The organism is Burkholderia sp. Bmkn7 (assembly GCF_041103175.1).
Classification (GTDB): Bacteria; Pseudomonadota; Gammaproteobacteria; order Burkholderiales; family Burkholderiaceae; genus Burkholderia; species Burkholderia cepacia.
The window spans coordinates 2,809,354-2,828,614 of record NZ_JBGCUH010000003.1 but is presented as its reverse complement, the minus strand read 5'-3'; the positions used below and the strand labels follow the sequence as shown (position 1 = coordinate 2,828,614).

At 63.7% G+C, this 19,261-nt stretch carries 20 protein-coding genes and 1 tRNA gene; all 21 read left to right on the top strand.

Translation table 11 applies throughout. The annotated features are described in order from the left end of the window. The first annotated feature begins 54 nt into the window (after positions 1-54). The 21 genes from AB3K92_RS34755 to AB3K92_RS34655 all read left to right on the top strand — a co-directional run bounded on the left by AB3K92_RS34755 (position 55) and on the right by AB3K92_RS34655 (position 19,182). Positions 55-1,074 carry an NAD(P)H-quinone oxidoreductase gene (locus tag AB3K92_RS34755; RefSeq protein WP_175896475.1) on the top strand — a complete coding sequence of 340 codons (1,020 nt, stop codon included), beginning with the start codon at positions 55-57 and terminating at the stop codon, positions 1,072-1,074. Between the two features lie 163 nt (positions 1,075-1,237). After that, positions 1,238-1,993 carry a triose-phosphate isomerase gene (tpiA, locus tag AB3K92_RS34750; RefSeq protein WP_369466683.1) on the top strand — a complete coding sequence of 252 codons (756 nt, stop codon included), beginning with the start codon at positions 1,238-1,240 and terminating at the stop codon, positions 1,991-1,993. A gap of 72 nt (positions 1,994-2,065) precedes the next feature. Beyond that, the gene (gene secG, locus AB3K92_RS34745) at positions 2,066-2,446 is read left to right on the top strand and encodes a preprotein translocase subunit SecG (protein ID WP_042977371.1); all 381 of its coding nucleotides are present in this window, start codon (positions 2,066-2,068) and stop codon (positions 2,444-2,446) included. 112 nt (positions 2,447-2,558) lie between these two features. Next, a tRNA-Leu gene (locus AB3K92_RS34740) sits at positions 2,559-2,643 on the top strand. A 153-nt stretch (positions 2,644-2,796) separates the two neighbouring features. Further along, a complete protein-coding gene (locus tag AB3K92_RS34735; protein WP_006398798.1) occupies positions 2,797-3,156 on the top strand; it encodes an NADH-quinone oxidoreductase subunit A in 360 nt (119 codons plus the stop codon). 62 nt (positions 3,157-3,218) lie between these two features. Continuing rightward, complete coding sequence (locus AB3K92_RS34730) at positions 3,219-3,698, top strand: NADH-quinone oxidoreductase subunit B family protein (protein ID WP_006398799.1); 480 nt, start codon at positions 3,219-3,221, stop codon at positions 3,696-3,698. Between the two features lie 21 nt (positions 3,699-3,719). Continuing rightward, the gene (locus AB3K92_RS34725; protein WP_006478264.1) at positions 3,720-4,322 is read left to right on the top strand and encodes an NADH-quinone oxidoreductase subunit C; all 603 of its coding nucleotides are present in this window, start codon (positions 3,720-3,722) and stop codon (positions 4,320-4,322) included. A gap of 9 nt (positions 4,323-4,331) precedes the next feature. Next, the gene (locus tag AB3K92_RS34720; protein WP_006478265.1) at positions 4,332-5,585 is read left to right on the top strand and encodes an NADH-quinone oxidoreductase subunit D; all 1,254 of its coding nucleotides are present in this window, start codon (positions 4,332-4,334) and stop codon (positions 5,583-5,585) included. Between the two features lie 185 nt (positions 5,586-5,770). Continuing rightward, complete coding sequence (nuoE, locus tag AB3K92_RS34715) at positions 5,771-6,256, top strand: NADH-quinone oxidoreductase subunit NuoE (protein ID WP_006756903.1); 486 nt, start codon at positions 5,771-5,773, stop codon at positions 6,254-6,256. Beyond that, a complete protein-coding gene (gene nuoF, locus AB3K92_RS34710; RefSeq protein ID WP_369466682.1) occupies positions 6,253-7,563 on the top strand; it encodes an NADH-quinone oxidoreductase subunit NuoF in 1,311 nt (436 codons plus the stop codon). Before nuoE ends, nuoF begins: the two co-directional genes overlap by 4 nt. Before the next feature lie 82 nt (positions 7,564-7,645). Beyond that, entirely contained in the window at positions 7,646-9,976 is a 2,331-nt protein-coding gene (gene nuoG, locus AB3K92_RS34705; protein ID WP_369466681.1) for an NADH-quinone oxidoreductase subunit NuoG, read from the top strand. Next, positions 9,977-11,044, top strand: a complete 1,068-nt coding sequence (nuoH, locus tag AB3K92_RS34700; RefSeq protein WP_021162814.1) for an NADH-quinone oxidoreductase subunit NuoH — start codon at positions 9,977-9,979, stop codon at positions 11,042-11,044. A gap of 10 nt (positions 11,045-11,054) precedes the next feature. Next, positions 11,055-11,543 (top strand): NADH-quinone oxidoreductase subunit NuoI, encoded by a 489-nt coding sequence (gene nuoI / locus AB3K92_RS34695; protein ID WP_009691265.1) that lies wholly within the window; start codon positions 11,055-11,057, stop codon positions 11,541-11,543. Between the two features lie 112 nt (positions 11,544-11,655). After that, positions 11,656-12,306 carry an NADH-quinone oxidoreductase subunit J gene (locus tag AB3K92_RS34690; RefSeq protein ID WP_021162815.1) on the top strand — a complete coding sequence of 217 codons (651 nt, stop codon included), beginning with the start codon at positions 11,656-11,658 and terminating at the stop codon, positions 12,304-12,306. Positions 12,307-12,324: 18 nt separating this feature from the next. Next, positions 12,325-12,630, top strand: a complete 306-nt coding sequence (nuoK, locus tag AB3K92_RS34685; RefSeq protein WP_006478272.1) for an NADH-quinone oxidoreductase subunit NuoK — start codon at positions 12,325-12,327, stop codon at positions 12,628-12,630. Between the two features lie 17 nt (positions 12,631-12,647). Beyond that, positions 12,648-14,702 (top strand): NADH-quinone oxidoreductase subunit L, encoded by a 2,055-nt coding sequence (gene nuoL, locus AB3K92_RS34680; protein WP_021162816.1) that lies wholly within the window; start codon positions 12,648-12,650, stop codon positions 14,700-14,702. A 16-nt stretch (positions 14,703-14,718) separates the two neighbouring features. After that, complete coding sequence (locus AB3K92_RS34675) at positions 14,719-16,209, top strand: NADH-quinone oxidoreductase subunit M (RefSeq protein ID WP_048020502.1); 1,491 nt, start codon at positions 14,719-14,721, stop codon at positions 16,207-16,209. A 36-nt stretch (positions 16,210-16,245) separates the two neighbouring features. Continuing rightward, positions 16,246-17,700, top strand: a complete 1,455-nt coding sequence (gene nuoN, locus AB3K92_RS34670; RefSeq protein WP_027786870.1) for an NADH-quinone oxidoreductase subunit NuoN — start codon at positions 16,246-16,248, stop codon at positions 17,698-17,700. Continuing rightward, a complete protein-coding gene (locus AB3K92_RS34665; protein ID WP_021162819.1) occupies positions 17,700-17,996 on the top strand; it encodes a DUF2818 family protein in 297 nt (98 codons plus the stop codon). Before nuoN ends, AB3K92_RS34665 begins: the two co-directional genes overlap by 1 nt. A 36-nt stretch (positions 17,997-18,032) precedes the next feature. Then, positions 18,033-18,623 carry an NUDIX domain-containing protein gene (locus AB3K92_RS34660; protein WP_021162820.1) on the top strand — a complete coding sequence of 197 codons (591 nt, stop codon included), beginning with the start codon at positions 18,033-18,035 and terminating at the stop codon, positions 18,621-18,623. Positions 18,624-18,759: 136 nt separating this feature from the next. Next, positions 18,760-19,182, top strand: coding sequence for a DUF1178 family protein (locus AB3K92_RS34655; protein WP_048020504.1), 423 nt, complete (start codon positions 18,760-18,762; stop codon positions 19,180-19,182). The last annotated feature ends 79 nt before the right edge of the window (positions 19,183-19,261 follow it).

The window sequence follows — 19,261 nt, the reverse complement described above, 5'->3', positions numbered from 1 at the left end:
CCGCGCGCGGGCGCGCCATCCGATTCCGATCCTGATCCCGGAGCGACCATCACCATGAAAGCCATCGAAATCACCGAATTCGGCGCCCCCGACGTGCTGAAGCTCGCGGAGCGTCCGCGCCCCGAACCGAAGCGCGGAGAAGTGCTGATCAAGGTGGCGGCTTCCGGCGTGAACCGGCCCGACGTGTTTCAGCGCAAGGGCGCGTATGCGCCGCCGCCGGGCGCGTCGGATCTGCCGGGCCTCGAGGTCGCGGGTGAGATCGTCGGAGGCGACCTGTCCGACGCGGCGCTGAACCCGTTCGGCCTGAAGCTGGGCGATCGTGTGTGTGCGCTGCTCGCGGGCGGCGGTTATGCCGAGTATGCGGTCGCGCCGCTGCTGCAATGCCTGCCGGTACCCGACGGGCTTACGGATATCGAGGCCGCGTCGCTGCCCGAAACGTTCTTCACCGTATGGAGCAACGTGTTCGACCGTGCGCAGCTCGGCGCTGGCGAGGGCGGCGAGCAGGAGACGCTGCTCGTGCAGGGCGGCTCGAGCGGCATCGGCGTGACGGCGATCCAGATCGCGCATGCGCTCGGCTTTCGCGTGTTCGCGACGGCCGGTACCGCCGACAAGTGCCGCGCGTGCGAGGCGCTCGGCGCCGAACGCGCGATCAACTACAAGACGGAAGACTTCGTCGAGGTCGTGAAGTCGCTGACGCACGATCGCGGCGTCGACGTGATCCTCGACATGGTGGCGGGCTCGTACGTGCCGCGCGAACTGTCCGCACTCGCGGATGGCGGCCGTCTCGTGCTGATCGCGCTGCTCGGCGGCGCGAAGGCCGACATCAACCTCGGCGAGATCCTGCGTCGCCGGCTGACGATCACGGGTTCGACGCTGCGCCCGCGTCCGGTCGAGTTCAAGGCGCGGATCGCCGCGCAACTGAAGGCGCGCGTGTGGCCGCTGATTGCCGATGGCCGCATCAAGCCGGTGATCTATCGTGTATTGCCGGCCGCGGATGCCGCGCAGGCGCATGCGCTGATGGAAAGCAGCGAGCACACCGGCAAGATCGTCCTGGATTGGGGGTCGAACGCCTGACGGCCCGTGTGGCCGGGCTTGACATACGCGGTTTGACCGGTTCAAGCCGTGCGCAGTAAAATCGCGGGTTTGCTTCGCCAGATCAAACCTGACGGCCGGTTTCCGGCGCGTCAATGGCACGTAAATGGCACGTTAATGACCAAGCGGTGACGAGACAGACACGATGTCGAAACAGAGAACTAAGCGTGTGATCGGCAACTGGAAGATGCACGGCCGGCTGGCCGGCAACCAGGCGTTGCTGAACGAAGTGGTGCAGGGTGCGGGCGCGGTCGCGGCCGAAACGTCGGTCGGCGTGTGCGTGCCGTTCCCGTATCTCGCGCAGGTTCAGGCGCAGCTCGACGGCGGCCGTGTCGCCTGGGGTGTGCAGGACGTGTCGGCGCACGAGCAGGGCGCGTTCACCGGCGAAGTGGCGGCCGGGATGGTCGCGGAGTTCGGCGCACGTTATGCGATCGTCGGTCATTCGGAGCGTCGCGCGTATCACGGCGAACGCAACGAGACGGTCGCGGCGAAGACGCAGCGCGCGCTCGCGGCGGGGCTCACGCCGGTCGTGTGCGTCGGCGAGACGCTCGACGAGCGCGAGTCGGGTGCGACCGAGCAGGTGGTCGGTGCGCAGCTCGACGCAGTGCTGGCCGTGCTGACGGCCGACGAGGCTGCGCGCATCGTCGTCGCGTACGAGCCGGTCTGGGCGATCGGCACGGGCAAGAGCGCGACGTCGGCGCAGGCACAGGACGTGCATGCGTTCCTGCGTGGGCGTCTCGCGGCAAAGGGGGCGGCCGACGTGTCCGCGCTGTACGGCGGCAGCGTGAAGCCGGACAACGCGGAAGAGCTGTTCGCGCAGCCGGACATCGACGGTGGCCTGATCGGCGGCGCGTCGCTGAAGGCGGAAGATTTCCTGGCGATCTGCCGGGCCGCGCGATAAGCGGTCCGGGATCGAATTGAACCATGAGGGCGGCCGGTCGTTCCGGTCGCCCGATCCAATCGGGTGGGTGTGATGCTGTTATTCAAGACGCTGATTATTGTGGTGCAGGTGCTGTCTGCACTCGGTGTGATTGGTCTCGTGCTGCTGCAGCACGGCAAGGGTGCCGACATGGGCGCTGCGTTCGGCAGCGGCGCGTCGGGCAGCCTGTTCGGTGCCACGGGGTCGGCGAACTTCCTGTCGCGTACGACGGGCATTCTCGCAACGATCTTCTTCGTCGCGACGCTGGCGCTGACGTATCTCGGTTCGTACAAGTCGACGCCGTCGGCCGGTGTGCTCGGCACGGCAGCGACCGCGCCGGCATCGGCACCTGCAGCATCGGCGCCGGCAGTCGCGGCATCCGCCGCCGTTGCGGGTTCGGCTGCGAGCGCGCCGGGCCAGGATGTCCCGAAATAAAAAGTTAAAATTTTTGCGATTGTGCGTTGAACAATTCCGGGACTCAGGTTAGAATTTAATTCTTGAAGCGATTCGCGGGAAACAAGTAGTTACAACCCCGGTTGCATGCAGTGCCGACGTGGTGAAATTGGTAGACACGCTATCTTGAGGGGGTAGTGGCGAAAGCTGTGCGAGTTCGAGTCTCGCCGTCGGCACCAAAGTTACTCAATGCCAGCCGCTTCTAGTGGCTGGCATTTTTCATTTCTGGGGTGTGCTTGCGGTTGTCTTGCGATCGCGTGCACTCCGAAATGATTCCTTCCGCCGGAAGTGGTATTCTCCGGACGCTCAGAACCAACCGATAGAGGATTGCCTTGAACCTCGCAGCCTATTACCCCGTCTTGTTGTTCCTCCTCGTGGGCACTGGTTTAGGTATAGCGCTGGTCAGCATCGGCAAGCTCCTTGGTCCCAACAAGCCGGACGTCGAGAAGAACGCACCGTACGAGTGCGGCTTCGAAGCCTTTGAAGACGCCCGGATGAAATTCGACGTCCGGTACTACCTCGTCGCCATCCTGTTCATCATCTTCGATCTCGAAACCGCATTCCTGTTTCCGTGGGGCGTCGCGCTCCGGGATATCGGCTGGCCGGGTTTCATCGCAATGATGATTTTTCTGCTCGAATTCCTGCTGGGCTTTGCCTATATCTGGAAGAAAGGCGGCCTCGACTGGGAGTGATGGGTTAATCGCCGGTTTGCATGGGCGGCCACGCTCGGTCGCTCGTCTGGAGTGGAAAGCAAATGAGTATCGAAGGGGTCTTGAAGGAAGGGTTTGTCACCACGACGGCTGACAAGCTGATCAACTGGACGCGTACCGGCTCGCTGTGGCCGATGACGTTCGGGCTCGCGTGTTGCGCCGTCGAAATGATGCATGCGGGCGCGGCCCGTTACGACCTGGACCGGTTCGGCGTCGTGTTCCGCCCGAGCCCGCGCCAGTCGGACGTGATGATCGTCGCCGGCACGCTCTGCAACAAGATGGCGCCCGCGCTGCGCCGCGTGTACGACCAGATGGCCGAGCCGCGCTGGGTGATCTCGATGGGATCGTGCGCGAACGGCGGTGGCTACTACCACTACTCGTACTCGGTGGTTCGCGGCTGCGACCGGATCGTGCCGGTCGACGTCTACGTGCCGGGCTGTCCGCCCACGGCCGAGGCGCTGGTCTACGGCGTGATCCAGCTTCAGGCGAAGATCCGCCGCACCAATACCATCGCCCGTCAATAAAGCCCCGAGCGTCCCCTCAATATGGCAAGCAAAATCGAGACCCTCAAGGCAAACCTCGAAGCCGCGCTCGGCGCGCGCGTGGTGAGCCTCACCGAAGCGATCGGTGAACTGACGCTCGTCGTGAAGGCGAGCGATTACCTCGAAGTCGCAAAGACGCTGCGCGACGATCCGAAGCTCCGTTTCGAGCAGCTGATCGACCTGTGCGGCGTCGACTACCAGACCTTCGGCGACGGCGCCTACGACGGCCCGCGTTTCGCGGCCGTGTCGCACCTGCTGTCGGTCACGAACAACTGGCGTCTGCGCCTGCGCGCATTCGCGCCGGACGACGACCTGCCGATCGTGGCTTCGCTGGTCGACATCTGGACGTCCGCGAACTGGTACGAGCGCGAAGCGTTCGACCTGTACGGCATCGTGTTCGAAGGCCACCCCGACCTGCGCCGCATCCTCACCGACTACGGCTTCATCGGCCACCCGTTCCGCAAGGACTTCCCGGTGTCGGGCTACGTCGAAATGCGTTACGACCCGGAAGAGAAGCGGGTCGTGTACCAGCCGGTGACGATCGAGCCGCGCGAAATCACGCCGCGCGTGATCCGCGAGGATCGCTATGGCGGTCTGAAACATTAAGGGGGCGTCATGGCAGAAATCAAGAACTACACGCTCAACTTCGGCCCGCAGCACCCGGCAGCGCACGGCGTGCTGCGCCTCGTGCTCGAGCTCGACGGCGAAGTCATTCAGCGTGCCGATCCGCACATCGGCCTGCTGCACCGCGCGACGGAAAAGCTCGCGGAATCCAAGACTTTCATCCAGTCCGTGCCGTACATGGACCGTCTCGACTACGTGTCGATGATGGTCAACGAGCACGGCTACGTGCTCGCGATCGAAAAGCTGCTCGGCATCGAAGTGCCTGAGCGCGCGCAGTACATCCGCGTGCTGTTCGACGAGATCACGCGCGTGCTGAACCACCTGATGTGGATCGGCGCGCACGCACTCGACGTCGGCGCGATGGCGGTGTTCCTGTACGCATTCCGCGAACGCGAAGACCTGATGGACGTGTACGAAGCGGTGTCCGGTGCCCGGATGCACGCGGCGTACTACCGTCCGGGTGGCGTCTACCGCGACCTGCCTGACGCAATGCCGCAATACAAGGCGTCGAAGATTCGCAACGAGAAGGCGCTCGCGAAGATGAACGAAGCGCGCAGCGGCTCGGTGCTCGATTTCATCGACGACTTCTTCACGCGCTTCCCGAAGTGCGTCGACGAATACGAAACGCTGCTCACCGACAACCGGATCTGGAAGCAGCGTCTGGTCGGGATCGGCGTGGTCAGCCCGGAGCGTGCGCTGCAGATGGGCCTGACGGGCCCGATGCTGCGCGGCTCGGGCATTGCCTGGGACCTGCGCAAGAAGCAGCCGTACGAAGTGTACGATCGCATGGATTTCGACGTGCCGGTCGGCGTGAACGGCGATTGCTACGACCGCTACCTGGTTCGCGTCGAAGAAATGCGCCAGTCGATCCGGATCGCGAAACAGTGTATTGAGTGGCTCCGCAAGAATCCGGGCCCGGTGATGACCGACAATCACAAGGTTGCACCGCCGTCGCGCGTCGGCATGAAGACCAACATGGAAGACTTGATTCACCACTTCAAGCTCTTCACCGAAGGTTTCCATGTGCCGGAAGGCGAAGCGTACGCGGCGGTCGAGCATCCGAAGGGCGAGTTCGGCATTTACCTCGTGTCGGACGGTGCCAACAAGCCGTATCGCCTCAAGATTCGCGCACCGGGTTTCGCGCACCTGGCGTCGCTCGACGAAATGGCGCGCGGTCACATGATCGCCGACGCCGTCACGATCATCGGTACGCAGGACATCGTGTTCGGCGAAATCGATCGCTAATGGTTGCGCCGCCCGTTTGTCGCGGGCGGCGAGCGGTAAGTCACACGCGAAGTCACATGCTGCATGCGCTGAACCGGCGCGGCTTCGCAAGCTGTCAACAGAGTGAGCGCCAGGTCTGCCGTCCATGCACCCCAGTGTGCGGCAGGTTGTTCGTTCGGTAGGAATTGAAAGAGTCGTGTCTGAAAATGATCTCAGCTGAAGGCCTGAAGGAAATCGATCGAGCGTTGACGAAGTATCCCGCCGATCAGAAACAGTCCGCCGTGATGTCGGCGTTGGCCGTTGCTCAGGAAGAGCACGGCTGGCTGTCGCCCGAACTGATGCAGTTCGTCGCGGACTATCTCGGCATGCCGGCCGTTGCCGTGCAGGAAGTCGCGACGTTCTACACGATGTACGAGCTCAACCCGGTCGGCAAGCACAAGATCACGCTCTGTACGAACCTGCCGTGCCAGCTTGGCCCGCACGGCGGCGCGGAAGCGACTGCCGACTACCTGAAACAGAAGCTGGGCATCGGCTTCGGCGAGACCACGCCCGACGGCAAGTTCACGCTGAAGGAAGGCGAATGCATGGGCTCGTGCGGCGATGCGCCGGTGCTGCTGGTGAACAATCACAGAATGTGCAGCTTCATGAGCCGCGAGAAGATCGACCAGCTGCTTGAGGAGCTCTCGAAATGACGTCCCTCCACGACCGTCACATCAAACCGCTGATCCTCGCTGGTCTGAACGGCGAGAACTGGCACCTCGAAGATTACGTCGCGCGCGGCGGCTACAAGCAGCTGCGCCGCATTCTCGAAGAAAAGATTCCGCCCGAGCAGGTGATCGCCGACGTCAAGGCGTCGGGCCTGCGCGGCCGCGGCGGTGCGGGTTTTCCGACCGGCCTGAAGTGGAGCTTCATGCCGCGTCAGTTCCCGGGGCAGAAGTACCTCGTCTGCAACTCGGACGAAGGCGAGCCGGGCACGTTCAAGGATCGCGACATCCTGCGCTGGAACCCGCACGCGCTGATCGAAGGCATGGCCATCGGCGCATACGCGATGGGCATCACCGTCGGCTACAACTACATCCACGGCGAAATCTTCGAAGTGTATCGACGCTTCGAGGCCGCGCTCGATGAAGCGCGCGCAGCGGGTTTCCTCGGCGACAACATCATGGGCTCGGAATTCTCGTTCCAGCTGCACGCGCACCACGGTTACGGCGCGTACATCTGCGGCGAGGAAACGGCGCTGCTCGAGTCGCTCGAAGGCAAGAAGGGCCAGCCGCGCTTCAAGCCGCCGTTCCCGGCGAGCTTCGGCGTGTACGGCAAGCCGACCACGATCAACAACACCGAGACGTTCGCCGCGGTGCCGTTCCTGCTGTCCATCGGGCCGCAGAATTACCTTGAGATCGGCAAGCCGAACAACGGCGGCACGAAGATTTTCTCGGTGTCGGGCGACGTCGAGCGTCCGGGCAACTACGAAGTGCCGCTCGGCACGCCGTTCGCAACGCTGATGGAGCTCGCCGGCGGGATGCGCGGCGGCAAGAAGATCAAGGCCGTGATTCCGGGCGGGTCGTCGGCGCCGGTGATCCCGGGCGACATCATGATGCAGACGGATCTCGACTACGATTCGATCGCGAAGGCGGGCTCGATGCTCGGTTCCGGCGCGGTGATCGTGATGGACGAGACGCGCTGCATGGTGCGCACGCTGCTGCGCCTGTCGTACTTCTACTACGAGGAATCGTGCGGCCAGTGCACGCCGTGCCGTGAAGGCACCGGCTGGCTGTATCGCGTCGTGAACCGTATCGAGCACGGCGAAGGGCGCCAGGAAGATCTGGACCTGCTGAACTCGGTGGCCGAGAACATCATGGGCCGCACGATCTGTGCACTCGGCGATGCGGCGGCGATGCCGGTACGCGGGATGCTCAAGCACTACTGGGACGAATTCGCGTACCACGTCGAGCACAAGCACTGCATGGTCGGCGGCCACGCGCACGCGGCGGCAGCCTGAAGCGAACCCGGTTGCGGAATTTGAGCGCACGGTCGGGCGAAGGCGCGAACGGGCGGAAATAGGTTAAGGACCATTCACCATCATGGTTGAACTTGAAATAGACGGCAAGAAGGTCGAGGTGCCCGAAGGCAGCATGGTGATCCAGGCTGCGCACAAGGCGGATACGTACATTCCTCACTTCTGCTATCACAAGAAACTGTCGGTTGCGGCCAACTGCCGGATGTGTCTCGTCGAAGTCGAGAAGATGCCGAAGGCCGTGCCTGCGTGCGCGACTCCCGTGTCGGCCGGCATGATCGTCCACACGCAATCCGACAAGGCCGTGAAGGCGCAGCAGTCGGTGATGGAATTCCTCCTCATCAACCATCCGCTCGACTGCCCGATCTGCGATCAGGGCGGCGAATGCCAGCTGCAGGATCTGGCGGTCGGCTACGGCAAGTCGTCGTCGCGCTACTCGGAAGAAAAGCGCGTGGTGTTCCACAAGAACGTGGGCCCGCTGATCTCGATGGAAGAGATGTCGCGCTGCATCCACTGCACGCGCTGCGTCCGCTTCGGCCAGGAAATCGCCGGCGTGATGGAGTTCGGCATGCTGGGCCGCGGCGAGCACTCGGAAATCACGACGTTCGTCGGCAAGACGGTCGATTCCGAAATGTCGGGCAACATGATCGACCTGTGCCCGGTCGGCGCGCTGACCAGCAAGCCGTTCCGCTACAGCGCCCGTACGTGGGAACTGTCGCGCCGCAAGTCGGTGAGCCCGCACGATTCCGTCGGCGCGAACCTCGTCGTGCAGGTGAAGAACAACCGCGTGATGCGCGTGCTGCCGTTCGAGAACGAAGCGATCAACGAATGCTGGATCTCGGACAAGGACCGCTTCTCGTATGAAGGCCTCAACAGCGAAGAGCGCCTGACGAAGCCGATGCTGAAGCAGGGCGGCCAGTGGATCGAAACCGACTGGCAGACCGCGCTCGAATACGTCGCGAAGGGCCTGAAGGGCATCGCCGCGGATCACGGCGCGAACGCGCTGGCGATGCTCGCGAGCGCGCACAGCACCGCCGAAGAGCTGTTCCTCGTGAAGCAGCTCGCCAGCGAACTGAAGACGCCGAACGTCGATTTCCGTCTGCGTCAGCAAGATTTCTCGGCGCCGGTCCAGGGCGCACCGTGGCTCGGCATGCCGATCGCCGACCTGTCGAACGTGGACGCCGCGTTCGTCGTCGGTTCGTTCCTGCGCCGCGACCACCCGCTGTTTGCCGCCCGCCTGCGTCAGGCCGCGAAGAACGGCGCGAAGCTGCACTTCCTGCACGCGACCGGTGACGATGCACTGATCCCGACCGCGCAACGCATCGTTGCCGCGCCGTCCGCATGGCTCGACGAGCTGGCCGGCATCGCCGCGGCCGTCGCGCAACTGCGCGGCGTCGCGCTGCCCGACGCGCTCGCAGGCGTCACCGCATCGCCGGCCGCGCAAGCTGTCGCCCAGTCGCTCGCGAACGGCGAACGCCGTGCGGTGCTGCTCGGCAACGTCGCGGTCCGCCATCCGGAATTCGCGAAGCTGCACGCTGTCGCCAAGTGGATCGCCGACAGCACCGGCGCCACGTTCGGTTTCCTGACGGAAGCGGCGAACACGGTCGGCGCGCACGTCGTCGGCGCACTGCCGGGCGAAGGCGGCCTGAACGCACGTGAAGCGTTCGCGCAGCCGCGCAAGGGCTACGTGCTGCTGAACGTCGAGCCGGAATTCGATACCGCCGATCCGGCACAGGCACTGGCCGCGCTGAACCAGGCGGAAATGGTCGTCGTGATGTCGCCGTTCAAGCACGGTCTCGACTACGCCGACGTGCTGCTGCCGGTTGCGCCGTTCACCGAAACGGCCGGTACGTTCGTCAACGCCGAAGGCACGGTGCAGAGCTTCAACGGTGTCGTGCGCCCGCTCGGCGATACGCGTCCGGGCTGGAAGGTGCTGCGCGTGCTCGGCAGCCTGCTCGGCCTGCCGAACTTCGAATACGAGACCGCTGAAGAAGTGCGTCTTGCCGCGCTCGGCGATGCCGGCGTCGCGGGCCGCCTGTCGAACCAGACGTCGGTCGCGCCGGTGCGCGCCGCGGCGAATGCCGCGAACGGTGGTTTCGAGCGCCTGGCCGATGTGCCGATCTATCACGCCGACGCGCTCGTGCGCCGCGCAGGTGCGCTGCACCTGACGGCCGCCGCGAAGGCGGCGAATGCCGCAGCCCTGCCGGCCGCGCTGTTCGACAAGCTGGGCTTGAAGGAAGGCGACGCGGTGCGCGTGCGCCAGGGCGAGCGTGCGGTGCAGTTGCCGGCCGTGCGCGACGCGAATCTTGCGGAGACGGTCGTTCGCGTGTCGGCGGCAACGCCTGCCGGCGCAGCGCTCGGCAGCCTGTCCGGTGAACTGGTGGTGGAGAAGGCGTAAATGAGCTTGTTCGATACGATCAACGCGGGCGGGTCCCAGCTTCTCGGCTTCGCATGGCCGACGGTGTGGGCCGTCGTGCGCATCCTCGTCGTCTCCGTCGTCATCCTGCTGTGCGTCGCGTACCTGATTCTGTGGGAACGCAAGCTGATCGGCTGGATGCACGTGCGTCTCGGTCCGAACCGCGTCGGCCCCGGCGGCCTGCTGCAGCCGATCGCCGACGTGCTGAAGCTGCTGCTGAAGGAAGTCATTCAGCCGAGCGCCGCCAGCCGCTGGCTGTACCTGATCGCGCCGGTGATGACCGTCGTGCCGGCGTTCGCCGTGTGGGCGGTGATCCCGTTCCAGGCCGAAGCGGTCCTCGCGAACGTGAACGCGGGCCTGCTGTACGCGATGGCGATTTCGTCGATCGGCGTGTATGCGGTGATTCTCGCGGGCTGGGCATCGAACTCGAAGTACGCGTTCCTCGGCGCGATGCGCGCCGCGGCACAGATGGTGTCGTACGAAATCTCGATGGGCTTCGCGCTGGTGCTGGTGCTGATGACGGCCGGCAGCCTGAACCTGTCGGAAATCGTGGGTTCGCAACAGCACGGGTTCTTCGCCGGCCACGGCGTGAACTTCCTGTCGTGGAACTGGCTGCCGCTGCTGCCGGCGTTCGTCGTCTACTTCATTTCGGGCATCGCCGAAACGAACCGCCACCCGTTCGACGTGGTGGAAGGGGAGTCGGAAATCGTTGCCGGTCACATGATCGATTACTCGGGCATGGCGTTCGCGCTGTTCTTCCTCGCCGAGTACATCAACATGATCGTGATCTCGGCGCTGGCTGCGACGCTGTTCCTCGGTGGCTGGGACGCCCCGTTCGAATTCCTGTCGTTCATCCCGGGCATCTTCTGGCTGGTGCTGAAGGTCTTCGCACTGCTGTCGGTGTTCATCTGGGTCCGCGCGACGTTCCCGCGCTACCGTTACGACCAGATCATGCGTCTGGGCTGGAAGGTGTTCCTGCCCGTCACGGTGGTCTGGGTAGTCGTGGTCGGCTGCTGGATGATGTCGCCGCTGAACATCTGGGTGAAGTAAGGACGAAATCATGACGGCTATCCAACACTTCTTTAAGACTTTCTTCCTGACCGAGCTGCTGAAGGGGCTCGCGCTGACCGGTCGTTACACGTTCAAGCGCAAGTTCACCGTGCAGTTCCCGGAAGAGAAGACCCCGATTTCGCCGCGCTTCCGCGGGCTGCATGCGCTGCGCCGCTATGAAAACGGCGAAGAGCGCTGCATCGCGTGCAAGCTCTGCGAGGCCGTGTGCCCCGCGATGGCGATCACGATCGAATCGGAAACGCGCGCGGACAACACGCGCCGCACGACGCGCTACGACATCGACCTGACGAAGTGCATCTTCTGCGGTTTCTGCGAAGAGAGCTGCCCGGTCGATTCGATCGTCGAGACGCAGATTCTCGAGTACCACGGCGAAAAGCGCGGCGACCTGTATTTCACGAAGGAAATGCTGCTCGCGGTGGGCGATCGCTACGAGAAGGACATCGCCGCGGCGAAGGCTGCCGACGCGCCGTATCGTTGATTGTGTTTGCAGTGCCGGCCCGAAGCCTGGGCCGAGCCGCCGCGACGGGTGCGGCACGCGAGAGCGTCCCGCAAGCCGCGCCTGACTATGGCCTAACGATGAACCGGTAATCATGGAATTCACGACCGTACTGTTCTACATCTTCGCGCTGCTCCTGGTGGTATCAGGGCTGAAGGTGATCACTTCGCGCAACCCGGTGGCGTCTGCGCTTTTCCTTGTGCTGGCGTTCTTCAACGCCGCCGCGATCTGGATGCTGCTGGAAGCGGAGTTCCTCGCGATCCTGCTGGTGCTGGTCTACGTGGGCGCCGTGATGGTGCTGTTCCTGTTCGTCGTGATGATGCTGGACATCAACATCGACTACCTGCGCCGCGACTTCAAGCGCTTCGTCCCGATGGCGACCGTGGTCGGCGCGATCATCGTGATCGAAACCGCGCTGATCCTGTGGCGCGGCTACGGCGACACGCAGACGGTGCACGCGATGGCGACGGGCGAGATGGCCAACTGGTCGAACACGCGACTGATCGGCAAGGTGATCTACACCGACTACATCTTCGCGTTTGAAATCGCCGGCCTGGTGCTGCTGGTCGCGATCATTGCCGCGATCGGGCTGACCGAGCGCAAGGGCAAGGACAGCAAGCGCCAGCGCGTGTCGGATCAGGTCAAGGTGCGCCGCAACGACCGCGTGCGCCTCGTGAAGATGGAAGCGGACAAGCCGCAGCCGGAAACGGCGCAGAGCGAAGCCGGTTCGGGCACCAACGGCTAAGCGGAGGAAACGAAAACCATGCTGACTCTTGCTCATTACCTCGTGCTCGGCGCGATCCTCTTTGCGATCGCGATCGTCGGGATCTTCCTGAACCGCCGCAACGTCATCATCATCCTGATGTCGATCGAACTGATGCTGCTGGCGGTGAATACCAACTTCGTCGCGTTTTCGCACTACCTCGGCGATGTGCACGGCCAGATCTTCGTGTTCTTCGTGCTGACGGTCGCCGCAGCGGAAGCCGCGATCGGCCTCGCGATTCTGGTGACCCTGTTCCGTAAGCTCGACACGATCAATGTCGAGGATCTCGATCAGCTCAAAGGTTAATTTCAGGCAACGCTGTTATGTCAACGACACTCAATGAAAACCTGCTGCTGGCGATTCCGCTCGCTCCGCTGGCCGGCTCGCTGATTGCGGGGCTGTTCGGGAACGCAGTCGGGCGCAAGGGCGCACACCGGATCACGATCCTCGGCGTAATGATCGCGTTCCTCCTGTCGGCGAAAGTCTTCTTCGACGTGATGGGCGGCGCAAGCTTCAACGCGACCGTCTACGAATGGATGAACGTCGGCTCGCTGAAGCTCGAAGTCGGCTTCCTCGTCGATTCGCTGACCGCGATGATGATGGTCGTCGTGACCTTCGTCTCGCTGATGGTGCACGTGTACACGATCGGCTACATGGCGGAAGAAGACGGCTACCAGCGCTTCTTCTCGTACATCTCGCTGTTCACGTTCTCGATGCTGATGCTCGTGATGAGCAACAACTTCCTGCAGCTGTTCTTCGGCTGGGAAGCGGTGGGTCTGGTGTCGTACCTGCTGATCGGCTTCTACTTCACGCGTGAGAGCGCGATCTACGCGAACATGAAGGCGTTCCTCGTGAACCGCGTGGGCGACTTCGGCTTCCTGCTCGGCATCGGCCTGCTGCTCGCGTTCGCCGGCTCGATGAACTACGGCGAAGTGTTCGCGAAGCGTGCGGAACTCGCGAGCCTGCACTTCCCGGGCACCGACTGGGGCCTGCTGACCGTGGCCTGTATCTGCCTGTTCATCGGCGCGATGGGTAAGTCGGCACAGTTCCCGCTGCACGTGTGGCTGCCGGACTCGATGGAAGGCCCGACCCCGATCTCGGCGCTGATTCACGCGGCGACGATGGTGACGGCCGGCATCTTCATGGTGTCGCGCATGTCGCCGCTGTTCGAACTATCGGATACCGCGCTGTCGTTCGTCACGGTGATCGGCGCGATCACGGCGCTGTTCATGGGCTTCCTCGGCATCATCCAGAACGACATCAAGCGGGTGGTCGCCTATTCGACGCTGTCGCAGCTCGGCTACATGACGGTCGCGCTCGGCGTGTCCGCGTACCCGGTCGCGTTGTTCCACCTGATGACGCACGCGTTCTTCAAGGCGCTGCTGTTCCTCGGCGCCGGCTCGGTCATCATGGGCATGCACCACGACCAGGACATCCGCAACATGGGCGGCCTGCGCAAGTACATGCCGATCACGTGGATCACGTCGCTCATCGGTTCGCTCGCGCTGATCGGTACGCCGTTCTTCTCGGGCTTCTACTCGAAGGACTCGATCATCGACGCGGTGAAGCTTTCGCACCTGCCGGGTTCGGGCTTCGCGTACTTCGCGGTCGTCGCGAGCGTGTTCGTCACGGCGCTGTACTCGTTCCGCATGTATTTCCTGGTGTTCCACGGTGAAGAGCGCTTCCGCAAGCCGAAGCATCCGGAATCGCCGATGGGCATGGCGGCCGCGCACGGCCACGACGACCACGGGCATGGCCATGGTCATGACGACCACGCGCACGAGCCGCACGAGACCCCGTGGGTCGTGTGGGTGCCGCTGGTCCTGCTGGCGATCCCGTCGGTGATCATCGGTGCGATCGCGGTCGGCCCGATGCTGTTCGGCGACTTCTTCCAGCACGGCGTTGCATTCGACAAGGTGATCTTCATCGGCGAGAACCACCCGGCGCTGGCCGAGATGGCCGAGGAGTTCCACGGCTGGGTGGGCATGGGCCTGCACTCGGTGTCGGGTCTGCCGGTCTGGCTCGCGCTCGCCGGTGTCGTTGTCGCCTGGTTCCTGTACCTGAAGCGTCCGGATCTGCCGGCGTCGATCCGCCGCGCGTTCGGCCCGATCTACACGCTGCTGGACAACAAGTACTACATGGACAAGATCAACGAAGTGGTGTTCGCCCGTGGTTCGGTGGCGATCGGCCGCGGCCTGTGGAAGGAAGGTGACGTCGTCGTGATCGACGGCCTCGTCAACGGCAGCGCCCGGTTCATCGGCTGGTTCGCCAGCGTGATCCGCTTCCTCCAATCCGGTTACATCTATCACTACGCGTTCGCCATGATCATCGGCATGCTGGGGCTCCTGACCCTGTTTGTAACGCTCGGCGGCAAATAAGGCGGGGGACAACTTAATGCACGCTTTTCCGATTCTCAGTACCGCGATCTGGCTGCCGATCGTTTTCGGCCTCCTCGTGCTTGCGGTGGGTAATGACAAAAATCCGGGGACGGCCCGCTGGATCGCGCTGATCGGTTCGCTGCTCGGCCTCGCGGTCACGATCCCGCTGATCACGGGCTTCGATTCGAGCACGGCTGCGCTGCAGTTCGTCGAGAAGTCGACCTGGATCGAGCGCTTCGACATCGCGTATCACCTCGGCGTCGACGGCATCTCGATGTGGTTCGTCGTGCTGACCGCGCTGATTACGGTGATCGTCGTGATCGCCGCATGGGAAGTCATCACCGAGAACGTCGCGCAGTACCTCGCGGCGTTCCTGATCCTGTCCGGGATCATGATCGGCGTCTTCTCGGCGGCCGACGGCCTGCTGTTCTACGTGTTCTTCGAAGCGACCCTGATCCCGATGTACATCATCATCGGCGTGTGGGGCGGCCCGAACCGCGTGTATGCGGCATTCAAGTTCTTCCTGTACACGCTGGCCGGCTCGCTGCTGATGCTGGTCGCGCTGATCTACCTGTATACGGAAACGCATTCGTTCGACCTCGCGACGTGGCAGAACGCCAAGATCGCGATGACGCCACAGATCCTGCTGTTCATCGCGTTCTTCCTCGCGTTCGCGGTGAAGGTGCCGATGTGGCCGGTGCACACGTGGCTGCCGGACGCGCACGTGGAAGCGCCGACGGGCGGCTCGGTCGTGCTGGCCGCGATCATGCTGAAGCTCGGCGCGTACGGTTTCCTGCGCTTCTCGCTGCCGATCACGCCTGACGCGAGCCACTTCCTGGCCCCCGTCGTGATCACGCTGTCGCTGATCGCGGTGATCTACATCGGCCTCGTCGCGATGGTGCAGGCCGACATGAAGAAGCTGGTCGCGTATTCGTCGATCGCGCACATGGGCTTCGTCACGCTCGGCTTCTTCATCTTCAACCAGCTCGGCGTCGAAGGCGCGATCGTCCAGATGATCTCGCACGGCTTCGTGTCGGGCGCGATGTTCCTCTGCATCGGCGTGCTGTACGACCGCGTGCACTCGCGCCAGATCGCCGATTACGGTGGCGTCGTCAACGTGATGCCGAAGTTCGCGGCGTTCGCGATGCTGTTCTCGATGGCCAACTGCGGCCTGCCGGGCACGTCGGGTTTCGTCGGCGAGTTCATGGTGATTCTCGCGGCCGTCCAGTACAACTTCTGGATCGCATTCGGCGCGGCGTTCACGCTGATCCTCGGCGCTGCTTACACGCTGTGGATGTACAAGCGCGTGTACTTCGGCGCGGTGGCGAACGATCACGTTGCCAAGCTGAAGGACATCGGCCGTCGCGAATTCCTGATGCTGGCCGTGCTCGCCGCGTTCACGCTGCTGATGGGCCTGTATCCGAAGCCTTTCACCGACGTGATGCACGTTTCCGTGGAAAACCTCCTCTCCCATGTCGCGCAGTCCAAGCTGCCGCTGGCGCAGTAATCGCGAGCGGAGGAAATCAAGATCATGAACGCTCCTATGAATGTCCTGTTGCCTGACGCGCTGGTGATGGCCGCCATCGTCGTCGCATGGCTGAACGACACCTTTACCGGTGCTTCCGGCCGCCGCCTGACTTACCTGATCGCGGTTGTTTCGTCGGTCGTCGCCGGCGTGTGGTTCGCGGTGCAGGCACTCGACCCGCAGCAGTACTACTTCTTCTCGAAGATGGTCGTCGTCGACTCGTTCGCGAGCACGATGAAGGCCGTCGTGTCGTTCGGTTTCGCGGTCTCGCTCGTCTATTCGCGCAAGTACCTCGAGGATCGCGACATGTTCCGCGGCGACGTGTTCCTGCTCGGCATGTTCTCGCTGCTCGGCCAGCTGGTCATGGTGTCGGGCAACAACTTCCTGACGCTGTACCTCGGTCTCGAACTGATGTCGCTGTCGCTGTACGCAGTCATCGCACTGCGCCGCGACGCCGCGCAGTCGAGCGAAGCCGCGATGAAGTACTACGTGCTGGGCGCGCTTGCGTCGGGCTTCGTGCTGTACGGCATCTCGATGCTGTACGGCGCGACCGGCTCGCTCGAGCTGGGCGAGGTGTACAAGGCGGTCGGCGGCAACACCGACGCAGCCGTGCTGATGTTCGGCGTGGTCTTCATCGTCGCCGGTATCGCGTTCAAGCTCGGCGCCGTGCCGTTCCACATGTGGGTGCCGGACGTATACCAGGGCGCACCGACCGCGATGACGCTGTTCGTCGGCGGCGGCCCGAAGGTTGCCGCGTTCGCGTGGGGCCTGCGCTTCCTGGTGATGGGCCTGCTGCCGCTCGCGCAGAACTGGCAGACCGCGCTCGTGATCCTCGCCGCGCTGTCGCTGATCGTCGGCAACATCACCGGTATCGTCCAGCGCAACATCAAGCGGATGCTCGCGTACTCGGCGATCTCGAACATGGGCTTCGTGCTGCTCGGCCTGCTCGCGGGCATCGTGAAGGGCGACGCGTCGGCGCCGGCGAATGCATACAGCTCGGCGATGTTCTACGCGATCGTCTATCTGATCACGACGCTCGGCTCGTTCGGCGTGGTGATGCTGCTCGCACGCCGCGATTTCGAAGCCGACACGATCGACGACTTCAAGGGCCTCAACAAGCGCAGCCCGGTGTTCGCGTTCGTGATGATGGTCATGATGTTCTCGCTGGCAGGCATCCCGCCGACCGTCGGCTTCTATGCGAAGCTCGCCGTGCTCGAGGCGACCGTCAACGCGGGCCTCACGTGGCTGGCCGTGCTGGCCGTGATCACGTCGCTGTTCGGCGCGTTCTACTACCTGCGCATCGTGAAGCTGATGTACTTCGATGCACCGCAGGATGCAACGCCGATCACGGGCGATTTCTGCAAGCGCACGATCCTCGTGCTGAACGGCCTGGCGGTCGTCGTGCTCGGCCTGATCCCGAGCCCGCTGCTGACGGCCTGCCTGCAGGCAATTCGCCACACGCTGCCGCTGTAATGTCGGCAGCCGGCTGGTTTATCGTGCTGTTGGCGTTCGTCTGCGCCAACCTGCCGTTCCTGAACCAACGCCTCTTCGCCGTCGTGCCGTTCGGCGCGACGAAGAAGGGCGGGTGGGTGCGGATCGGCGAGCTGATCGTGCTTTACTTCATCGTCGGCGCGCTCGGCTTCTGGCTCGAGTCGCGCGCCGGCAACCGCTTCGAACAGGGCTGGCAGTTCTACGCGATCACGTTCAGTCTTTTCGTCGTGTTCGCGTTTCCCGGCTTCACGTTCCAGTATCTCGTCAAACGACGCTGACGGCTTCGGCCGTCGCGCTCATTCCCGGAGCCGCCGATGGCCGAACTACCCAATCACGACGCCGCACTGACCGAAACCTGCCTCGAGAGCGAGGCGATTTTCGACGGCGCGTTCCTCAAGCTCAAGCGCGATATCGTCCGCCTGCCGGATGGCAAGAAGGCCACGCGCGAATACGTCCAGCATCCGGGCGCGGTGATGGTGATCCCGCTGTTCGACGACGGCCGCGTGCTGATGGAAAACCAGTTTCGCTACCCGATCGGCAAGGTGATGGCCGAATTCCCGGCCGGCAAGCTCGACCCGAACGAAGGCGCGCTCGCCTGCGCGGTGCGCGAACTGCGCGAGGAAACGGGTTACACGGCACGCGAGTACGTGTTCCTGGCCCGCATTCATCCGATCATTTCCTACTCGACCGAATTCATCGACCTGTACCTGGCGCGCGGGCTGACGGCCGGCGAGCGCAAGCTCGATGAGGGCGAATTCCTCGAGACTTTCACCGCGACGCAGGCCGATCTGCAGGAATGGGTGCGCACGGGCCAGATTTCCGACGTGAAGACGATCATCGGTACGATGTGGCTCGACAAGGTGCTGTCCGGTACGTGGCCGCTCGGGCCGGTCCTGACGCCCTGAGTGCGGCGTCAGCGGCGGGTGGGGCGCCGCGTTACAATCCGGTGACGCGACGCCTCCACGTCGCGCGATCGGTAATTAGCACGATCGTTCACAAAACCGCTTTTTGCGCTACACTCGCCACACGCCCTGATTCAGCATGAAGGTCCTCGATTTGCAGTGCCCGCACGGTCATCGGTTCGAAGGCTGGTTCGCTTCCGCCGATGAATTCGAAGCGCAGTTGTCCCGCAAGCTGGTCGAATGCCCGGTGTGCGGAACGACGGAGGTCAACCGTCTGCCGTCGGCGCCGCGCCTGAATCTGTCGGGTGCGACGCAGGCACAGCCGGCCGATCCGCGCGCAATGCAGGCGCAGGTGATGCGTGCACTGCGCGAGGTGCTGGAGAAAACCGAGAATGTGGGCGAGCGCTTCGCCGAGGAAGCGCGGCGCATCCATTACAACGAGGCGCCGGCACGCAGCATTCGCGGCGTCACGACGCCCGAAGATGCGCAATCCTTGGCCGAAGAAGGCATCGACGTGATGCCGCTGCCGATTCCTGCCGCGCTGAAAGAACCGCTGCAATGACGCATGCAGTGGGTCCTTGCCGGGCTGGACGGCTGCGGTCAGCCTTGCATGGGACCTGAGTAAGCGCTGAAGCGCAAAC

Coding starts and splice junctions, on each gene's coding strand:
- nuoK (WP_006478272.1), top strand. CDS start 12,325: ATGCTGACTCTTGCTCATTACCTCGTGCTCGGCGCGATCCTCTTTGCG.
- AB3K92_RS34675 (WP_048020502.1), top strand. CDS start 14,719: ATGCACGCTTTTCCGATTCTCAGTACCGCGATCTGGCTGCCGATCGTT.
- AB3K92_RS34665 (WP_021162819.1), top strand. CDS start 17,700: ATGTCGGCAGCCGGCTGGTTTATCGTGCTGTTGGCGTTCGTCTGCGCC.
- AB3K92_RS34725 (WP_006478264.1), top strand. CDS start 3,720: ATGGCAAGCAAAATCGAGACCCTCAAGGCAAACCTCGAAGCCGCGCTC.
- secG (WP_042977371.1), top strand. CDS start 2,066: ATGCTGTTATTCAAGACGCTGATTATTGTGGTGCAGGTGCTGTCTGCA.
- nuoN (WP_027786870.1), top strand. CDS start 16,246: ATGAATGTCCTGTTGCCTGACGCGCTGGTGATGGCCGCCATCGTCGTC.
- nuoL (WP_021162816.1), top strand. CDS start 12,648: ATGTCAACGACACTCAATGAAAACCTGCTGCTGGCGATTCCGCTCGCT.
- nuoG (WP_369466681.1), top strand. CDS start 7,646: ATGGTTGAACTTGAAATAGACGGCAAGAAGGTCGAGGTGCCCGAAGGC.
- nuoH (WP_021162814.1), top strand. CDS start 9,977: ATGAGCTTGTTCGATACGATCAACGCGGGCGGGTCCCAGCTTCTCGGC.
- AB3K92_RS34660 (WP_021162820.1), top strand. CDS start 18,033: ATGGCCGAACTACCCAATCACGACGCCGCACTGACCGAAACCTGCCTC.
- AB3K92_RS34720 (WP_006478265.1), top strand. CDS start 4,332: ATGGCAGAAATCAAGAACTACACGCTCAACTTCGGCCCGCAGCACCCG.
- nuoF (WP_369466682.1), top strand. CDS start 6,253: ATGACGTCCCTCCACGACCGTCACATCAAACCGCTGATCCTCGCTGGT.
- tpiA (WP_369466683.1), top strand. CDS start 1,238: ATGTCGAAACAGAGAACTAAGCGTGTGATCGGCAACTGGAAGATGCAC.
- AB3K92_RS34655 (WP_048020504.1), top strand. CDS start 18,760: ATGAAGGTCCTCGATTTGCAGTGCCCGCACGGTCATCGGTTCGAAGGC.
- AB3K92_RS34755 (WP_175896475.1), top strand. CDS start 55: ATGAAAGCCATCGAAATCACCGAATTCGGCGCCCCCGACGTGCTGAAG.
- AB3K92_RS34690 (WP_021162815.1), top strand. CDS start 11,656: ATGGAATTCACGACCGTACTGTTCTACATCTTCGCGCTGCTCCTGGTG.
- nuoE (WP_006756903.1), top strand. CDS start 5,771: ATGATCTCAGCTGAAGGCCTGAAGGAAATCGATCGAGCGTTGACGAAG.
- nuoI (WP_009691265.1), top strand. CDS start 11,055: ATGACGGCTATCCAACACTTCTTTAAGACTTTCTTCCTGACCGAGCTG.
- AB3K92_RS34730 (WP_006398799.1), top strand. CDS start 3,219: ATGAGTATCGAAGGGGTCTTGAAGGAAGGGTTTGTCACCACGACGGCT.